The following is a 19,593-nucleotide window of genomic DNA, read 5'->3' as shown; positions in this document are numbered from 1 at the left end:
GTTTAAAAAGTTGTTAAAACTTACCTAAAATACTTATCTTTAGCTAACAATTATAACCATTTTCCTTTATTAGGTTAATTAAACAATGAAAGCTGACATTTTACGTTTATTATATTATAATAAGACACAATCCATTGCGGATCTTTCTAAATCTCTTTCAAAAAGCACACCTATAGTCACAAAGACGATTAATGAACTTGTGAAACAGGGACTTATTCTTGACAATGGACTGGGTGAATCAACAGGTGGCCGACGTGCCGCCCAATATGGACTCAATAATAACCTGCCCTACTATATCGTCAGTATAGCCATAGATCAATATTATAGTTCCTTCAGCATTTCCAATTTAGCGCACACTGTCATTGCACAACAGAAGGATATCGCCATCAACTTAAAAGAGCAGGATGCCGGGGAACGGATCCTTCATTCGCTGGAAATGATTCTTCATGAAAGTCAGATTGACAAACAACATATTATTGGTGTGGGAATCAGTATGCCCGGATTTGTTAATCCGGAAGAAAAAATAAATGACTCTTATCCCCAAAATTCTTCGCTCCACCATCTCTATAAGCAAATTGAAGAAAAATTGCAATTAGCCACGGTTATTGACAATGATTCCCGATGTGTTGCCTGGGCGGAAAAAGAATTTGGCCATGGGGTGGATATCGCGCATACCCTTGTCATCAATTTAAACTGGGGGGTTGGACTTGGAATTATCATAAACGGGGAAATTTTTAAAGGTGCCACAGGTTTTGCCGGAGAGTTTAGTCATATCCCTTTATCCGACAAAAACACCTTATGTTCATGTGGAAAGCGGGGCTGTCTGGAAGTCGAGGCATCTTTAAATGCCGCCATACAAAACACCGAATCAGATATTCAAAATGGCGAGTATTCAATTTATTCGACCTTTACCAAATTAAATTCCCATAAAGCCGACACATTGATCGAAGCAGCAAAACTGGGCGACCAAATCGCCATTAATAACCTTGGGAAGATCGGTTATATGCTCGGAAAAGGCATTTCAACCTTACTCCATATTCTCAATCCGAACAAAATAATTATTAGTGGCCGTGGAGCAGAAGTCGGTGATATTATCGCTCCCCAGATCCAGGTTGCGATCAATGAGTTTAGCATTCCCAAAATCGCGAAAATGACAAAAATAGAAATTTCGGAACTTCACAAAGAGGCGCAACAAATGGGCACTGCGGCTTTGGTCGCCGAGCACCTAATCGACAACATTATCAATTAGCCACTTAAAACGGTGGTTTTTATGCAGCCTGATTTGATTTTCAGTTTTAACTCTGAAATGTTAAAACACTAATGTAGCGTAATGTTCCAAACCGGCATTGGCTGACAAAAAATTGCTTAACGCCATTAAAAAATATAAAATCCGATAGTTGATCACAAAAATTGCCCGTCAAATCCTTTATGCGCTATACAAACGCCCATTAAAATTCGGGCGTTTTTCTTTTCAAACAAAATAAAATTCAGCTATCCCAAAAGGCTACTTTTTAAAAAAAAATAAAAAGGTATTTCCACTTAACATAAATATAACATATCTTTAGCGGTCACTAAATGGGAAAACACTAACGCATCCCCACATAACAGAATGGAATTGAAGGAGAAAATCCTTGTACATCTTTACTATTTAAAGGAGCTGTCTATTGCTGGACTTTCTAAAAGCCTGGCAAAAAGCACACCTATTGTTACAAAAGCAATTAATGAGCTATTAGAACAGCATATTATTGTAGACAAAGGTCTGGCAGCTTCGACCGGCGGCAGAAGGGCGGCATTATATGCGTTAAATGATCATGTTGACCAACTCATTATCAGTGTTTCTGTAGACCAGTTTTATACATCCATTCATCTGAGCAATCTGAAACAAGAAATTTTAGCTGAAACAGTGGATATCAGGCTCGACCTAAGAGACGAATCTGCTGGAAATGGTATTGTTGAGCACATCAGAGAATTTATTAATGTTCATAAATTAAAAAGCAGCAAAATTATTGGTATAGGAATCAGCATGCCTGGTTTTGTCAACGCGCACCTGGGGGTTAACGATTCATTTGCCGAAGATAATCCACTTCATCATCTTAAGCAAAACATTGAAAAGAAGCTCAATATACCAACGATAATCGACAATGATTCTCGTTGCGTCGCTTGGGCTGAAAAAGAATTCGGAAGTGGGGTCAACAGTACACATACGCTGGTCATCAATCTGAATTGGGGAGTAGGCTTGGGAATTATCATTAATGGTGAAATTTTCACGGGCGCTACAGGTTTTGCAGGCGAGTTTAGTCATATCCCGCTTTCTAACACCAACAGTTTATGTTCCTGCGGAAAAAGGGGCTGTCTTGAAGTCGAGGCATCTTTAAATTCCGCGATAGAGCAAACAGAAATGGCAATCCAACAAGGAGAGTATTCCATTTATAGCACGCTTATCAAGTCCATGAGCAACAAAAATAATGCCCTTATCGAGGCCGCAAAAATAGGCGATCAACTGGTCATCTACAATATCGGAAGGATCGGTTTTATGATTGGGAAAGGGATATCGACCTTACTGCACATCCTCAATCCAAACAAAGTTATTATCAGTGGTCGAGGAGCCGAGATCGGGCATATTTTAGGCCCGCAAATCCAGAACGCTATCAATGAATTCAGCATTCCGAGAATAGCCAAAATGACTGAAATAGAAATTTCGGGGCTACATAAAACTGCACAACAAAAAGGGACAGCTGCATTAGTTGTCGAACATTATATCAATCGCATTTTAACGAATTAAACTCTTTACTTAATTACCTAAAAAATGAGTCTATTTTACAAAAAAGCAGCGGGGTTAGCATTAGGCACTATATTTAGTGCTTCAGCCCTCTATGCGCAACAAACAATTACAGGTAAGGTATCCGATGACAAAGGACCTATTTCAGGAGCCACTGTAGCGGTCAAAGGAACTACAAAAGCGACACAGACAAACGCCAGCGGATCATTTAGCATTGATGCTGCTCCTGGTGAAACCATCCGTGTATCAATCGTCGGATACAAAGCCCAAGAAATCGTTGTTGGTTCAACTAAAACGATTAATGTAACCTTAATCTCAGATGCTTCAACATTAGGCGAAGTCGTCGTAACGGCCATGGGTATAAAAAGAGAGAAGAAGACATTGGGTTATTCTTTTCAGGAAGTGAAATCCGAGCAATTGACAGATGCCAAAGAAACTAATGTTGCGAATGCATTGGTCGGTAAAGTTTCCGGACTTCAGGTAATAAAAGGTTCGGCAGGCCCAGCCTCTTCCACCAAGATCACACTTCGGGGGAACAACTCACTTACAGGCGATAACCAACCATTAATCATTGTTGACGGTGTGCCGATGAACAATTTCCTGGGGGGTATGAAAGGTAATGGCGACAAAAATAATGATATGTGGAACCCTGCTACAGATATGGGCGGTGGTTTAGGTGACATCAATCCCGACGATATCGAAAGCATGTCTGTACTTAAAGGCGGTGCAGCATCAGCATTATACGGATCAAGAGCTGGTAATGGCGCCATCGTCATCACGACCAAATCAGGTAAAGCTCAAAAAGGCGCAGGTATTACCTACTCTTCAACAATCGGTCTTGAAACGATCTTCATGACACCGAATCTGCAAAATAGCTATGGACAGGGAAAAGACGGTGTTTATAATCCAATAAGTACAACGAGCTGGGGCGATAAAGTAAGTAAGGTATATGACAATATTGGCGCATACTTCAATACGGGGGTTAATCATACACAAAACCTTGCTTTTCAACAACAACTGGGCGAAACTAACATATACTCTTCTGCAACCTATTTAAACGACCAAAGTAAGATTCCGGGTTCTTCCTTAGAAAGAATCAATTTGATGACTAAGGTTACCTCATCATTTGGCCCTGATAAACGTTGGACTACCGATGTCAAAGTGCAGTACATGAATATGAACGCCAAAAACAGACCTATCTCTGGGCAAAACAATTCAAATGTGTATAGCACATTGTTTACCATGCCTCGTTCCATGAATATTCTCGATTTCAAAAATCCATTGAATGCGGTGGGTGATATGGCTTGGTATGGAACAAGTGAGAACAAAACAATGAACCCTTATTGGTTGGAAAAGTACCGTCTGAATAATGATATCCGTGACCGTTTTATCATGAACGGTAACATCAAATACAAATTCAATGACTGGTTAGATGCGGAAGCAAGATTTGGCCGTGATCAGTATACAACCAATTATGAAAACAAAACGTATGGTGGTAGCCCACTGATTACAGGAGGTAGTTACGGTGTTGGAAAAAACACATTCTTTGAAAACAACTTCACTGTTGCGTTAAACGCCCGTAAAGATAATTTGATCGGAAAATGGGGTGGATCTGCTTCTGTATTCGGACAAATTATGAAAACGAGATCAACTGGGATAGATGCAAGTACCGGCGAACTGCAAGTGCCAAATCTATTTTACATCAATAACAGTAAGTCATTCCCAACAATTGAGCAAAGTTTGTTACAAAAACAAATCAACTCACTTTATGCCACAGCTGAGATCAATTACGATAACTATTTATTCTTTAACGTTACCGGGCGAAATGACTGGTCATCTGCTTTAGGATTAGACAATAGATCATTCTTCTACCCTTCTGTAAGTGGATCATGGGTAATTTCGGACATGATTAACAAAACTGGAGGTTCATTGCCAAGCTGGTTATCATTTGCGAAGTTACGAGGATCTTATGCCGAAGTTGGTAATGACCTCCCTTCTTTCCAATTGTACAATGTGTATAACATTGGAAAAGATCCAAATGGGAATACGACTGCTGGAATGGGAAATACCAAATATAGCCCTAGCATTCTGAGCGAACTGATCAAAACCATCGAATTTGGTTTCGACACCCGTTTGTTCAACAGCAGATTGGGATTGGATTTTGCCTGGTATAAAACCAATGCGACCAACCAGTTGATCGACCTTCCAATGAACCCTTACAGTGGTTATGAATATGAAAAAATCAATGCTGGAAATATTCAAAACTCGGGTTTTGAAATTGTGTTGGACGGAAGAATATTGACAAATAAAGATCAGTTAACATGGAATTCCAGCCTGAACTTTTCAAGAAACAGAAATAAGATTATCAGTCTTGCCGAAGGGGTAGATATGTATCCGTTGGGTTCTTATGACAATGTATCTATCCGTGCCCTTGAAGGTGGATTGTATGGTGATATTTATGGTACTAAATTCTTAAGAGTCGAGGATCCGAATAGTGAATTCAATGGTCAATTGATCTTAAACGGCAGTGGACTGCCACAAGCAGCAAGCGGCCTTCATAAACTTGGAAACCAAGCACCTAAAGCATTGGTAGGCTGGAACAATAATTTTGCTTACAAAAACTTTGGATTGAGTTTTCAGGTAGACGGAAGATTTGGCGGCGAATTTTTCTCTGGGACAAATCTCAATCTACAGGCAAATGGTAGTGCTGCAGTTACCGCTCCAAATGGCGAGCGCAATCCATTTGTAGTAGATGGCGTGATCGCCTCTAACGGATCCTACACAAAAAATACCGTGCAAACGACGCAACAATTATATTGGACGCAAGTGACTTCCACATCAGGAAACTATGGTATTACAGAACAAAACGTATATGATGCCACTAATATCCGTTTGAGGAATGTAACATTAAGTTATAATTTTCCGAAAAGCATTCTTGGAAACAGCATCGTACAACGTGCCAAAGTGAGCTTGACAGCAAATAATGTCTGGATGATTAAAAGTTATGCCAATGGAGTAGATCCAGAGTCTGTATTTGCGATCAACTCAAATGCGACGGGCTTTGAGAACTTCTCTACGCCAACATCCAGATCATTCTTCCTTAATGTCACTTTAGGCTTCTAATCAATAAAAACGATAAATCATGAAAAATATCATATCAAAAATAGGTTTCGCAGTTCTTTTGGGAGGAGTAATCAGCTCATGCTCCAAATTTGAAGAGATGAACGTCAACCCCTATAAAGCTAATGACGAACAAGTCAAAATCGAATTCTTCTTTAACAACTCACTTACCGGCGCACAACAAGATCCCAATATCGCTGAGCGTATCTTTGTGCTTGACTGGAAAACAACAGGAAGACAGCATATGACCAATGGTCTTGCTACCGGGACAGTAAACGATGATTGGTCTAAAGAATATTATAGATATTCCGCGGAATGGATCAAAAATGCAACTAAAGGAATTGAGATTGCCACTAACGAAATCAATGCCGGTTCAGCGAAAGAATATACCAATAATTTACTACAGATTTCGCGTATCTGGAGAGCTTACCTGATTAGTGAGGTAACCGATAATTTTGGCCCTACCCCTATCGCTTTCGCTGAAGGCGTTAATCCAAAATACAGTTCAGTCAAAGATATTTACTATTATCTTTTCGAGGAACTTAAAGATGCGATTTCCAAAATAAAACCCGGCGTAAAGGTTCCTGATGATGTCGTCAAGTTTGACCGTGCATATGGTTTTAATGACGAGAAGTGGATCAAATATGCCAACTCAATGCGGATGCGTTTAGCGATGCGCCTATCGGAGGTTGATGCAAACAAAGCAAAATCAGAATTCGAAGCTGCTGTGGCTACCAATAAGTACATCAGCAATACAGCGGACAATTTCACTGTTGCAGAGAAAGACGGTTGGGATCCATTGACTGGCGTTATGAGCCGTAGCTGGAATTATCAGGCCCTTTCGGCTACATTAAACAACCTCTATCTTGGATTGGGTGGTATTCAAACCGAAAAGCAAGTTGCTGATGAGTTGAAATCTTCGATCAAAGCCGAAAACTACATTGGTAAGCGCTACAGCAACCATTTCACCAGCATGACTAATGATCCTTCTGCTGGGTATTGGCTGGATGGTCTGCCCAATAAAATTGACCCACGTGCGTTGAAGGCCTTTTTTATTCCGGGAGATTTTAACAACCGTAACTTCTTCGACAACGGTGACGACTCTAAAAAAACTGTAGACACCTTAGTAAATGGCAGTACGAAAATTGCAGTCAATACCAAATATACCTGGAATGCGTTTTCATTAGGTGACTGGGCAGCAAAAGGAACAAACAACCGATTGAGAAGCACATTGGTAGGTAAAGTTCCGGCGCTTGCAGTCCAGTTCAGAAGAAGTACAAATAGCCGTATTTTCTTTGCCAACTGGGAAACGTATTTCCTATTGGCCGAAGCATCGTTAAAAGGATGGATGACAAAAACTTCAGCGCAGGAAGCTTATGAGAGTGGTGTCAGAGCCAATTTCGATTACTGGGGTGTAGGTCAGTTTGCATCCGAATACCTAAGCTCGACTGATTATAACAGAGTAGGTACTTCAGTTAGTTTCACACATATTACCGAACCGGGTGATGCACATACCATGGATTATATTGATGGCTATACCAATGCTGCCGGTACAGTAAGCATTAAGTATCCTGTCAATTCACTTTACAAAAATGGTACAGTACGCAATGACTTGTTGACGAAGATTATTACTCAAAAATTCATTGCCAATTTACCTTGGTTACCATTGGAATCCTGGAATGATCAAAGAAGACTGGGCTTACCTTTCTATGAAAATCCTGCAATTGAAAATGCCTTGCCAAACTTGCCTGATCTTACAGCAGCAAACTTTATGACAAGCAGCATCAAATTCTTTCCACAACGATTAGCATTCCCATCGTCATTTAGGGATACTGATCCTGCGGAATACCAAAATGCGGTTTCGTTATTAGGTGGAGCAGATAAAGTATTGACACCACTTTGGTGGGCAAAACAGAAATAAGTTTTTCACCCAATGCATTATAATTAAGCCGGCTATAAGCCGGCTTTTTTGTTAACAAGCAGCGAAAACCTTTTCGTATAGCTTTTGTTACAATCCTTCTATTCAACGTCTCTTCAAAAACAATAAAGAACACGGTTTTTGCTACTAAAAACCGTTAAGTTCAAAATTCTTTTTAAAAATTTTAAAAAGAATTTTGAACTTAACACAAATAGTATATATCTTTAACATATAAAGCTTATAAGGCAATTATACTATGAAAACCAGATTGACCTTAAAATTGAAAAGTCGATCAATTAACTAAGAGACAGAATATATAATACCAATTGAACTAGATTTATGATTATCGAGATTTTACGATTGTTGTATTACAAGCCGATGCAACCGATTGCAGATATCGCAAACTCTTTATGCCGCAGTATTCCGTCTGTCACTAAACAGATTAACGATCTTTTGGCAAAAAAAGTCGTTGTGGAAAAGGGTTATGCCGCATCTACTGGGGGGAGAAAAGCTATACAATATATGCTCAATGAAGATTTGAAGCATAGTATTGTTAGCATTACTATAGATCAATTTTATACATCTATCTCTTTATCAACTCTTAAAGCAGAAATCGTTTCTTCAAAAAATAGTCTTCCGATTGATCTTAAAAATAAAAATGCAACGAAGACAATCTTACAGGCCATAAATAATTTCTTTGAGACTGTCCCTATAGATACCAGCCAAATTATTGGCATCGGAATCAGCATGCCTGGATTCGTTAATACGGATACTGGATTTAATGAATCGTACAATGAAGAATCACCTTTGTACAACATACGAGAATTAATTGAAAAGAGTTTTGACATTCCTACTGTTATTGACAATGATTCACGCTGTGTCGCCTGGGCAGAAAAGAAGTTTGGAGGAGCAAGGGATTCTTCCCATTGCTTGGTGGTCAATCTAAATTGGGGAGTGGGGCTAGGCATTTTGATTAACGATGACATATTCAAAGGTACATCAGGTTACGCTGGCGAGTTTAGTCACATCCCGCTCTCGGAAGCACTGACCTTATGCTCATGTGGAAAGAGGGGATGCCTTGAAGTTGAAGCTTCTATAAGTGCAGCAATTCGGAATATCGAAAGAGATATTCAAAATGGGGAATATTCAATATATGAAAAACTGGTCGAGGAACATGCTAATAAAATTGAAGCTTTAATCGAGGCCGCTCAAATTGGTGATCAAGTTGCCATTAATAATATTGGAAAAATCGGTTATCTACTTGGCAAAGGGATATCAACATTAATACATATTTTAAATCCCGACAAGATAGTTATAAGTGGCCGTGGAGCGGAAATTGGCGATATTTTGGCACCACATATCCAAGTTGCAATTAACGAATATAGTATTCCTAAAATCGCTAAAAAGACGACATTAAGTATTTCCAGTCTACACAAAAAAGCACAACAGATAGGAACATCTGCTTTAGTCATAGAAAAATACATTACCAACATAATTAACTAACGTTTTACACAAACACCTAAAACATGAGTCTATTTTACAAAAAAACTGCAGGATTGGCGTTATGTACACTTTTTAGTGCGACATCGCTCTATGCTCAGCAAGGCATTACTGGAAAAGTTTCAGATGCCAATGGACCTATTGCCGGGGCAACGGTCTCTGTTAAAGGAACAAATCGAGGTACTCAAACTGCAAAAGACGGTACATTTACATTACAAGCATCGGCAGGCGAAACATTGCGGATATCAATTGTAGGTTATAAAGCGCAGGAAATTGCCGTGGGAGGATTCACGAAAACAATTAATGTTACGCTGACTGACGATGCCTCAGCTCTGGAAGAAGTGGTTGTCACAGCAATGGGAAGAACCATGGAACAACGAAAGGTCGGATATTCTGTCGCAACCGTTAAGGGAGAAGAAATAATCAAGACTTCACCAACAAATTTTGCATCAGCAATTTATGGCAAGGCGACAGGTGTTTCAATTAACTCAAATGCAGGGGGTGGTAATTCAGCTGTAAGTATAGATATTCGTGGAAATATGAACTCCATTAGTTTCCAAAAGCAGCCTCTTATCGTAGTCGATGGTATTATAACGCGCAATGAAGAAGTTAATAATTCAGGTTATTGGAACGATCAACGTATACGAGGAAATGGTATATTAGATATAAACCCTGAAAATATCGAAAGCATCAATATTTTAAAAGGTGCTGCTGCTTCTGCATTATATGGATCCGACGCAGCGGCGGGTGTAGTGGTAATTACAACAAAAAGTGGTAAAGGTTCACAGGGATTCGGGATTGATTTTAGTCTTTCCCAGGGGATAGAGCAAGTTGGAACCCTACCAGATTATCAATATGAATTTGGTCCTGGATATGCTCGAACTGCCGCATCAGGAGTTGAAGCCGACGGTTTTATTCATAGAAAAGTTTCTAACGGAAGAATTTGGTTTGGAACTCCAAACAATGCTAATACATACAGTATTGCAGCTCCTTCAAATTATAAAGAAGGCGATATTATTAAACAACCTAGATTTAGCGCTTGGGGACAATTTGGTCCTAGATTTGATGGCTCAGAGGTCGTTTTTTGGGATGGGCAAATTAGAAACTACCAAGCATATACCGATAACTATAAAAAGTTTTATCAAAACGGGAGGAGCGGTATTTATAACCTAGCGATCTCAAATTCAAACGAAAAATCAAACTATCGCCTTTCTTATACCAGAAATACCTATCAAGGTGTTATGGAAAGTGGCCCACAAAATAAAAATACATTCAATTTAAATTCAACTTATAATCTTTCTCCTCGTTTGAATGTTAGTGTAATTGCCAATTATGTCAATGAACATATTAACAATCGTCCGTTTATGATCGATAGGATGACGAACAATTATACAGGTTTTCTAAGTTCTGTCAATAATATTGACTGGTTTAAAAAATATTATAAAACTCGTCAAGGATTCAAATATGTAACAGCAGGCAATCGTACACAAAACCCTGAAGAAGCGTTTGCGGTCTCTGTTGCGGGTACCGATTATATGGATTATTTCTGGACACAGAATGAAAGACAATATGATGAGTACAACAATAGATTAATGGCGACAGGAAAAATTAACTATAAAATTCTAGATAATCTTTCCATAAGAGGTACTATCGGTACGGATTTCACAAGTTTCTATTCTGAAAACAAAGAGCCAAACACCCTTCCATTAGCAATTGGAACCTCTGGTTATTACAGTACCAATCACAATAGATTTAATATTTTATATGGAGATGTGTTGGTTGCATACAACACTAAATTATCCGAGTCCATTGCATTAAACCTACAAGCGGGTTACCAAGGTAGAGAAGAAAACTATAATTACTCTTCACAAAATACCGAAGGTGGATTGTCTCAACGTAACTGGTTTTCCATGAATGCCTCTAATAGTGCTACCCGAGGATATTCCTCTCGTAGAAATTTAGTAAAAGACGGTCTATTTGGAGTAGTTGGTTTGGAAGTCAATAATTATTTATTCTTTGAAGGGTCATTACGTCAAGAAAGGACTTCTACACTTGCACCTGGAAATAACGTATTTTATTATCCTTCAATCAGCAGTTCATTCGAATTAAGTAATGCATTCAAGTTACCAAAGTTCATCAATTACAGTAAGCTAAGAACTTCATTTGGTATTGTAGGAAATCCACCGGATATTTATGCTGCTAACGTTGTTTATACAGCGCAAAGCGTCGCAGGGACTCCAACATTAGTAGTACCCTCTACTTATGGAAATAACAATTTAAAAAACGAAACTAAACGAGAGTTTGAAATCGGTTTGGAAAACAAGTTTTTCAATAACAGAGCTGGGTTAGATATCACATACTACAACAACAAAATTGTGGATATGATTGTACCACTGGATGTTGCATATTCCACTGGCGTAAATAGCATTATGCAAAACGTTGGTAATATGAAAAACTATGGCTTAGAGATTGGTCTGAATGTAGTGCCAGTTAAAACAGATAATTTCACTTGGGATAGCCGGATCAATTTCGCGTTCAATCGAAATAAACTTCTTAAGCTAGCAGATAATTTAGAAATGTTACAACATTCAAATGTTGATAATGGCTCGCTTTATGTCCGCTCAAAAGTTGGCGATGCCGCTGGAGACATTTACACATACGATCTCAAAAGGAATTCGGATGGAAGTCTTCTTGTGGGAGATGATGGATTTTACGTGCCAGATTGGGACAATTTAATTGTAGCAGGAAATATTCAGCCTAAAGCTGTTGGGGGCTTTATTAATGGATTTACATATAAATCGTTCTCGATAAACACAGTTATTGATTTTCGTTTCGGAGGTCAGGTTTATTCACCATCAATCCAGTATGGACGAAGTGCGGGTATGTATAAAGAAACACTATTTGGTAGAGATGAGGCCACAGGTGGACTAGCTTATTACGACGACGGTAATGGCAAATTTATAGCAACAAATGGAAACGCAGCTCCAAATGGAAAAGCTGTTTATCACGACGGTATGATTTTAGAAGGTAAACATGCAGACGGAACAACAAATAGCACAATAATTGAAGCTGGAGAATATTATCGCTTATCTAATTATTGGGGCGCTTATCCAGGTTCTGGTTTAACAGGAACATATAAGTCAGCTGTCTTCGATAATGACTTTATTAAAATGAGAGAGATATCTCTAGCATATAAGCTACCAGAATCTATAAGTAAAAAAATAAAATCGAAAAATGTAACTGTTACCGCCTATGGTAGGAATTTATTCTTCTTCCATAAGACAATCCCTCATCTCGATCCTGAAGCAACAATCGGTACAAATTGGATCACACGTGCCAATATCGGTAATGCTGGTGTAGTTCCAAGATCTTTTGGCTTGTCTGTAAGAGCATCATTTTAATTTAAAATCTTAGGTTTATGAAAAATACAATTAAAAACATAATATTAGGAGGACTATTAATCACAGCTGGTTTCTCGTCCTGTAAAAAGTCCTCTTTTGATGATAATTATTACAATCCGGAGGCGTCTGTTGAGGCTGATATACCTCGCCTTTTCTCAGGTCTTCTTTTTAATCAGAGCAAAGCAAGTGCAAATACAATCATGCCAAGATATTGGAATCTGTATGTTTTCCAATTACCTACTCTAGGAACATATTCACAACTGTTTGGGTATACTTCTGGCCCAGGAATGTATGAACAAAAAACCGCTTATTCCCAAGGTCGTTGGCAATACTATTACACTGCTCCAATGGCATCGTATAAAGAAATTACCAAATTCTACGATCATTTAACTTCCACCGAGGATAAGGAGGGATATAATATTTTCGTACAAACAAGTAAAGTATTTCTTTATGATCAAACCGCTCAAATGATTGATATGTGGGGTGATATCCCGTTCTCAGAAGCTGGACAGGTAATATCTACTGGCGGTACAATCATAAATGGTAAATATGATGACCAAGCAGCCTTGTATAACCAAATGATTGATGATCTTAAAAAGATATCGCTCTTTTTGAATGAAAATAAGACTGCCACCTATTACAAGCAAATGTTCGATAAAGCGGACATACTTAATGCCGGCAATATTGAGAAATGGAAAATTTATGCCAATTCCTTAAGGTTACGTTTAGCGATGCGTATAAGCTACGTGAATGAAGCGAAAGCTAAGGAAGTTGTCAATGAAATTCTATCAAATCCAACCACTTATCCAATTGTTACTTCGTTAACTAACTCTATAAAGATAGATGCAAGAGGAACTGAACTGAGAAGTGTAGTTGGAGTCGATGGAATAAAAGCATCATTTGAGAGTAGTGGATTCAATTACGCACCAGGATTTGTAATTAACAATGTAATGAATCCTTCTAACGATCCACGTCTAAAGGTATTTTTCTCAAAAAATGCGACAGGAAAATATCTTGGTTTAGATCCAAATCTTGATGCTACTACTCAAGAAAATCAAATCAATAATAACTTAATTTCGAGAGTGGATTCCGCAACATTTAGCAGAAACGATAAATTTCCAGGAATTATTATTACTCCGGCTGAGATTTCATTCTTAAAAGCTGAAGCTAATGAAAGGTGGGGTATTGGAACATCTGCATCAACAGAGTACGAAAAAGGAATAAGACAATCAATTGAATTTTGGTTTTATATTAACTCCTTAAATGACAATGCTGATGGTACGGCTTATGTTCCAAAGGTGAAACCGACTGAATCCGAAATTACAACGTTCTTAGCCAACTCTATCATTTCGTATACAGGAACAAAAGATCAGAAATTGGAAAAGATAGCTACACAGAACTGGTTAAACTTCTCTGTAATACAAGCACAACATGCATGGGCTGAATATAGAAGAACAAATTATCCTAAGCTAATATTTAACAAGGATAATTCGTCGCTTCAGAGCCCAACACCGCCCAATCGCCTGCTTTATCCAGAGAATGAGCGAACCTACAACACAGCAAATTATGAAGCTGTTAAGGGCAAGGATAATGTTACAGCAAAGATTTTCTGGGACGTTAACTAAACCAGACTCTACATCTACCAAACAGAAAGCCACTCTCGGGTGGCTTTCTTATGTTCATTTTTATTATATTTATACATGCAAAAACTGACAACCATTATAGCAACCGTACTGCTGGCAACAACCTCTACATTGGTCTCTGGACAGGCTCATAATGTATCGGGCGGCTATCAAAAACCTACCGATCCGCAGGTGATCGAAAACCTCGAACAATGGCAGGACATGAAATTCGGTCTCTTCATGCACTGGGGTACCTACAGTCAATGGGGGATTGTGGAAAGCTGGAGTATCTGTCCCGAAGATGAGGGCTGGACACAACGCAAACCAGAGCATGGTAAAACCTATTTTGAATACCTTAAGAATTACGAGAATCTACAAACAACATTCAACCCCACAGATTTTAATCCTCAAAAATGGGCGGATGCAGCCAAAGCAGCCGGAATGAAATATGTGGTCTTTACAACCAAACACCACGATGGCTTTGCAATGTTCGATACCAAGGAATCGGATTATAAGATCACATCCACCAAAACGCCTTTCTCCTCCAATCCGAAAGCGAATGTGACCAAAGAAATCTTCAATACCTTTCGCAATGATGGTTTCAAGATCGGAGCTTACTTCTCCAAACCTGATTGGCACTCCGAATATTATTGGTGGCCCTATTTTCCTCCAAAGGACAGAAATGTAAATTATGACCCTAAAAAATATCCTGAGCGTTGGCAGAAATTTAAAGATTTTACCTACAACCAGATCAATGAACTAACTTCGGAATACGGAAAGGTGGATATTTTATGGTTGGATGGTGGACAGGTGCGCCCTTTAGAAACCGTGGACAAATCTGTTGATTGGCAACAGACAATCAAAATGGACCAAAATATCGATATGGACCGCATCGGTGGCATGGCCCGAAAAAATCAGCCGGGGATCATTGTTGTTGACCGCACAGTCCCAGGCAACTGGGAAAATTACGTAACTCCGGAACAGGCTATACCCGAACATCCATTGGATATCCCATGGGAAAGCTGTATCACGATGGGGGACTCGTTCAGCTATGTGCCCAATGACAATTACAAACCCACAAAGAAAATTGTCGAAACTCTCGTCAAGATTATTTCCCGTGGTGGCAACTATTTGCTTAATATCGCACCAGGTCCCAAAGGGGATTATGACCAAACCGCTTATGACCGGTTAAAAGAATTATCTGCCTGGATGAAGATCAATCAGAATGCGGTCTATGCCACTCGTACCATCGCCCCATACCATCAGGGTGATTACTATTACACCAGAAGTAAAGACAGCAAGATCGTCAATGTATTCCACCTTTCGGAAGGAGACGCTTATCAACAGCCAAATGAATACATCTTTCAGGTACCTGATAATTTTAAAGTGAAAAAAATTACCATTCTTGGCCACAAAGGCCGCCTGGATTGGTCACAACGCGACAACCAAATTACCTTAAGAAGTCCGGCGACAAGATTCAATTATGCAACCGCAATTCAATTGCAAAGCAAATAATAAAAAAGCAGCTGCCCCTATGTCAGCTGCTTTTTCTGATTGTTCAAGCAATTCCTTGTCAGACAATTTTGCGCGTATTTTCAATTTAATAATAGCTGCATTTCAAATACAAGCAGCCTGGATCCTAGCCTAAAAATAAAAAACAATATCCATTCAATTTCCGCCCGTCAGTTTAGCGGCAATCACAGCCTAATGAAACAAATAATCTCATTTTTTACAGTAATACTCTTTACATGTTATTCATGCAAAACCTATAAGCCGCAAATAGTCTCATCCCAGCAGATATTTCAGGAAGGGCATGTTGATTTTAAGCAATGCCATGCTTCCACCATCCAATCCATAGGTAAAGATAGTCTCCTTGCTTGCTGGTTCGGTGGTACACACGAATCCAATCCCGATGTGGTGATATGGAGTTCTTATTACGCAAACGGAAAATGGCAAACACCGGTCCAAATCGCCGATGGGATTCTTGCAGACAAGCGCTATTCGACCTGGAATCCCGTGCTCTACCAGCACCCAAATAGCGACTCTCTGTGTCTATACTATAAAATTGGTCCTAATCCGCGCGAATGGAAAGGTTATGTCAAATACTCCCCCGACAAAGGTCATCACTGGTCTGCAGCACAGGCATTACCCGATGGTATTTTGGGCCCAATCAAAAACAAACCATTTACATTGCCTAATGGGACTATACTGTCTCCTTCCAGCTCCGAATCGAAAGAAGAAATCTGGAAAGCACACGTAGAAATCAGTCACGATCGGGGTAAAACCTGGACTATTCATCCCATTCAACCTGATACAAGTATTCAGGTCATTCAGCCCAGTATTGTCCAACACAAAGATGGTCGCCTCCAGGTACTTTGTCGCAGTAAAGAAAATAAAGTAATGAGTGCCTTTTCCGCTGACCAAGGTAACAGCTGGGGGGCATGGCAAGCGACCAACCTCCTCAATCCCAATTCAGCCACGGATGCCATCCAATTGAACAACGGTCTATTTATGATCGTATATAATCCAGCAGTTGCGGGAAGCAACTGGTGGGAAGGTCGCACAAAACTCCATGTCGCAACATCCGAGGATGGTCTTCACTGGCGTGATAAACTGATTTTGGAAGATGGTGTCCAGGGAGACGAATATTCCTATCCTACTATTATCCAAGACAAAAGTGGTCTGATCCATATCACCTATACCTGGAATAGAAAAAGTATCAAACACATTGTCCTTAAATAAACAAAGGGATCTATTTTCGATAGATCCCTTTGTTTATTTAATAAGCTGTCTTAATAATCCTTCTTTAGTTCCATCTCTCCTTTCAATCGGATATCGTCGGACGATGCCCCAACCAGCAACCTGAATTTCCCTTTCTCTGTTTTCCACACATGATCTGCATTCCATAATTTAAGGTCTTCTTTGCTCAACTGAAAAGTGTAGCGTTCTTTCTTTCCGGCAGCGATCGCTTTACGCTCGAACTGTTTTAACTGCATTACAGGCGTTACTACCGAACTCACTTCATCGACAACATATAATTGTGCCACTTCATCACCAGCTAGACTGCCCTTATTTTCTACATCAAAGGAGACCGTACAGACAAAATCATCTGCAGCTTCAGTTAGCCCTACCTGTAAATTGCTGTAATCAAATTTACTATAGCTTAATCCATAACCAAAGGCATATAGCGGTTTAGCGGACATCTCCACATAATCATGATGCTTCGGCTTTGTGTGATTATAGTGTACCGGAAGCTGGCCAACCGAACGTGGTACAGAAATCGGTAGTCTACCGGCTGGATTATAATCGCCAAATAGCACATCTGCGATTGCCAATCCACCCTCCTGCCCCGGATACCATGCATTCACGATAGCGGGAATATGTTCCGCCGCCCAGTTCAGATTGAGCGGTCTGCCCATTATCGTCACCAGCACGACAGGTTTTCCGGTTGCCTGGACCGCTTTCATGAGTTTTAATTGATCGCCCATCATATCCAATGAAACGCGGTCAAATCCTTCCCCACTTTCCATGTCACTGACGGTGTTGGGGTCCACATTGGCTGCTCCTGTTGCCTGGTAGGAAGTTTTGAAATCCCGCGCGCTGGAGCCTCCAAGGATCAACACCACCACATCGGCTTGCTGCGCTGCAGCCACCGCAGCCGGAATATCAGATTGCGCCGTATCCCGGATCGCACAACCTTTCACATAATCGACTTGCGTGCCTTTGCTCACAGCTGCCCGGATACCGGTCAATACGGTCTGCACCTTGCCATCGGCCTGTGGCGCAGTATAATCACCCAATTGATTATAACCGTTATCAGCATTCGGTCCAATAACCGCGATCCGTTTCAATGATTTGCTTAAGGGTAGTATATTTTGCTCGTTTTTCAGCAAGATAATAGATTCCTTGGCAACTGCCCTTGCCACAGCCTTATTTTCAGCTGTCGCAACCTTTTGGGCAACCAGCTTCTCATCTACATAGGGCTGGTCGAATAGTCCAAGATTAAACTTCATCCGTAATACCCGGGCCACTGCGGTATCCAATACAGCGGGCTCCACTAAACCTTGCTGTACAGCTTTCAAAAGATTGGGACCGTATCCCGATCCACTCAGGTCAACATCCAACCCCGCATGTATACTTTGCGAAGCCGCTTCCTCTGCTGTGGCAGCCGTAGCATGCCCCCCGTTGAGTCCAGAGATACTTAATAAATCAGATACTACAAATCCTGTAAAGCCCCAATCTTTTCGAAGGATATCCTTTAGCAACCAGGGATTGGCCGAGCAGGGAATTCCATCAATACTATTATATGCCGTCATCACCGAGCCCGCACCGGATTTCACAGCCTTTTCAAACGGTGGTAAAAAGTAGTGTCTGAGGCTCCGTTCACCAAATGAGACCGACTCACCATTGTGCCCCCCATCGGGCGCAGCATAAGCAACAAAATGTTTTAACGTACCAATAATTTTATCCCCTTGTCCAAGTTTCTCGCCCTGAAAACCACGGATCATCGCAGTTCCCATCTGCCCAATGAGGTAAGGATCCTCACCATAGGTTTCCTCTGTTCGCGACCAACGTGGGTCGCGCGCAAGATCCAGCACCGGGCCATAACCGTTTTTCCCACCGACAGCATATGTTTCCTGTGCGATTGTTGAGGCCATACGCTGAATCAAATTTGGATTCCAGGTACTCGCCTGTCCTATTGCCGTTGGGAATACCGTGGCACCAATCGCCATATGTCCATGTGGAGCCTCTTCCGATAGCAGCAATGGGATTCCCAAACGGGTACTATCCAACATATACCGTTGAATCGCGTTGGTTGCACGTGCAGCTTCTACAGGACTAAGCCCATTCAGCAGTGTTTTTTGCGTCCAGGGATCGGCACGCAGCGTTGCCCACAACAATCCAATATGCTGCTCTTTTGCTGCTTTCCTTAATTTGTCACTCACTCCTACCTGTTTACCTTTCTTCGCATACATATCCCACCCAAGCACTTTGCTCAGCTGCCCCACCTTCTCTTCTACAGTCATCCGACCCAAAAGATCTTGCACCCGTCGTTCTGTTCCAAGCTTACTATCCTTATAAGGGAGTTGCTGTGCTTGAAGCTGAGGATAAAGTAAAGTGGACATCGCCGTCAAAAGTAGTATTCGGAGTTTCATAAGTTTAAAATTACCGTAGTTATGCAACCGGTTTCCAAAAGACTAAAATAAGGATTTAAAGATAATAATCAAGATAATTTTTCTGTTATGGAAATTT

Annotated in this window: 10 protein-coding genes; 9 read left to right on the top strand and 1 reads right to left on the bottom strand. The window is 40.3% G+C overall.

Annotated elements, in window-relative coordinates; all coding sequences use genetic code 11:
* Positions 1 to 85: 85 nt before the first annotated feature.
* From ABDW32_RS13960 to ABDW32_RS13920, 9 genes are all read left to right on the top strand, one after another.
* Positions 86 to 1,249, top strand: coding sequence for an ROK family transcriptional regulator (locus ABDW32_RS13960; RefSeq protein ID WP_343563388.1), 1,164 nt, complete (start codon positions 86 to 88; stop codon positions 1,247 to 1,249).
* 360 nt (positions 1,250 to 1,609) lie between these two features.
* Complete coding sequence (locus tag ABDW32_RS13955; RefSeq protein WP_343563386.1) at positions 1,610 to 2,782, top strand: ROK family protein; 1,173 nt, start codon at positions 1,610 to 1,612, stop codon at positions 2,780 to 2,782.
* A 24-nt stretch (positions 2,783 to 2,806) separates the two neighbouring features.
* Positions 2,807 to 5,902 carry a SusC/RagA family TonB-linked outer membrane protein gene (locus ABDW32_RS13950; protein WP_343563384.1) on the top strand — a complete coding sequence of 1,032 codons (3,096 nt, stop codon included), beginning with the start codon at positions 2,807 to 2,809 and terminating at the stop codon, positions 5,900 to 5,902.
* 19 nt (positions 5,903 to 5,921) lie between these two features.
* Entirely contained in the window at positions 5,922 to 7,820 is a 1,899-nt protein-coding gene (locus ABDW32_RS13945) for a SusD/RagB family nutrient-binding outer membrane lipoprotein (RefSeq protein ID WP_343563382.1), read from the top strand.
* A gap of 336 nt (positions 7,821 to 8,156) precedes the next feature.
* Positions 8,157 to 9,320: an ROK family protein gene (locus tag ABDW32_RS13940; RefSeq protein ID WP_343563380.1), complete on the top strand. Its 1,164-nt coding sequence runs from the start codon at positions 8,157 to 8,159 to the stop codon at positions 9,318 to 9,320.
* A 23-nt stretch (positions 9,321 to 9,343) separates the two neighbouring features.
* A complete protein-coding gene (locus ABDW32_RS13935; RefSeq protein ID WP_343563378.1) occupies positions 9,344 to 12,718 on the top strand; it encodes a SusC/RagA family TonB-linked outer membrane protein in 3,375 nt (1,124 codons plus the stop codon).
* A 17-nt stretch (positions 12,719 to 12,735) separates the two neighbouring features.
* Entirely contained in the window at positions 12,736 to 14,343 is a 1,608-nt protein-coding gene (locus ABDW32_RS13930) for a SusD/RagB family nutrient-binding outer membrane lipoprotein (RefSeq protein ID WP_343563376.1), read from the top strand.
* A 75-nt stretch (positions 14,344 to 14,418) separates the two neighbouring features.
* On the top strand, positions 14,419 to 15,855 hold the full coding sequence (locus ABDW32_RS13925) for an alpha-L-fucosidase (RefSeq protein WP_343563374.1): 1,437 nt from the start codon (positions 14,419 to 14,421) through the stop codon (positions 15,853 to 15,855).
* 192 nt (positions 15,856 to 16,047) lie between these two features.
* Entirely contained in the window at positions 16,048 to 17,082 is a 1,035-nt protein-coding gene (locus ABDW32_RS13920) for a sialidase family protein (protein ID WP_343563372.1), read from the top strand.
* Between the two features lie 50 nt (positions 17,083 to 17,132).
* Here the strand turns inward: ABDW32_RS13920 and ABDW32_RS13915 are convergent, their stop codons facing one another.
* Positions 17,133 to 19,496 (bottom strand): glycoside hydrolase family 3 N-terminal domain-containing protein, encoded by a 2,364-nt coding sequence (locus tag ABDW32_RS13915; protein WP_343563370.1) that lies wholly within the window; start codon positions 19,494 to 19,496, stop codon positions 17,133 to 17,135.
* Positions 19,497 to 19,593 lie beyond the last annotated feature (97 nt).

The sequence above is a fragment of the Sphingobacterium sp. genome (genome assembly GCF_039596235.1).
GTDB lineage: Bacteria > Bacteroidota > Bacteroidia > Sphingobacteriales > Sphingobacteriaceae > Sphingobacterium.
Note: the sequence above shows the minus strand (reverse complement) of the source record. Positions and strands in the feature narration are given on the sequence as shown.

Coding starts and splice junctions, on each gene's coding strand:
- ABDW32_RS13945 (WP_343563382.1), top strand. CDS start 5,922: ATGAAAAATATCATATCAAAAATAGGTTTCGCAGTTCTTTTGGGAGGA.
- ABDW32_RS13935 (WP_343563378.1), top strand. CDS start 9,344: ATGAGTCTATTTTACAAAAAAACTGCAGGATTGGCGTTATGTACACTT.
- ABDW32_RS13930 (WP_343563376.1), top strand. CDS start 12,736: ATGAAAAATACAATTAAAAACATAATATTAGGAGGACTATTAATCACA.
- ABDW32_RS13915 (WP_343563370.1), bottom strand. CDS start 19,496: ATGAAACTCCGAATACTACTTTTGACGGCGATGTCCACTTTACTTTAT.
- ABDW32_RS13940 (WP_343563380.1), top strand. CDS start 8,157: ATGATTATCGAGATTTTACGATTGTTGTATTACAAGCCGATGCAACCG.
- ABDW32_RS13920 (WP_343563372.1), top strand. CDS start 16,048: ATGAAACAAATAATCTCATTTTTTACAGTAATACTCTTTACATGTTAT.
- ABDW32_RS13955 (WP_343563386.1), top strand. CDS start 1,610: ATGGAATTGAAGGAGAAAATCCTTGTACATCTTTACTATTTAAAGGAG.
- ABDW32_RS13950 (WP_343563384.1), top strand. CDS start 2,807: ATGAGTCTATTTTACAAAAAAGCAGCGGGGTTAGCATTAGGCACTATA.
- ABDW32_RS13960 (WP_343563388.1), top strand. CDS start 86: ATGAAAGCTGACATTTTACGTTTATTATATTATAATAAGACACAATCC.
- ABDW32_RS13925 (WP_343563374.1), top strand. CDS start 14,419: ATGCAAAAACTGACAACCATTATAGCAACCGTACTGCTGGCAACAACC.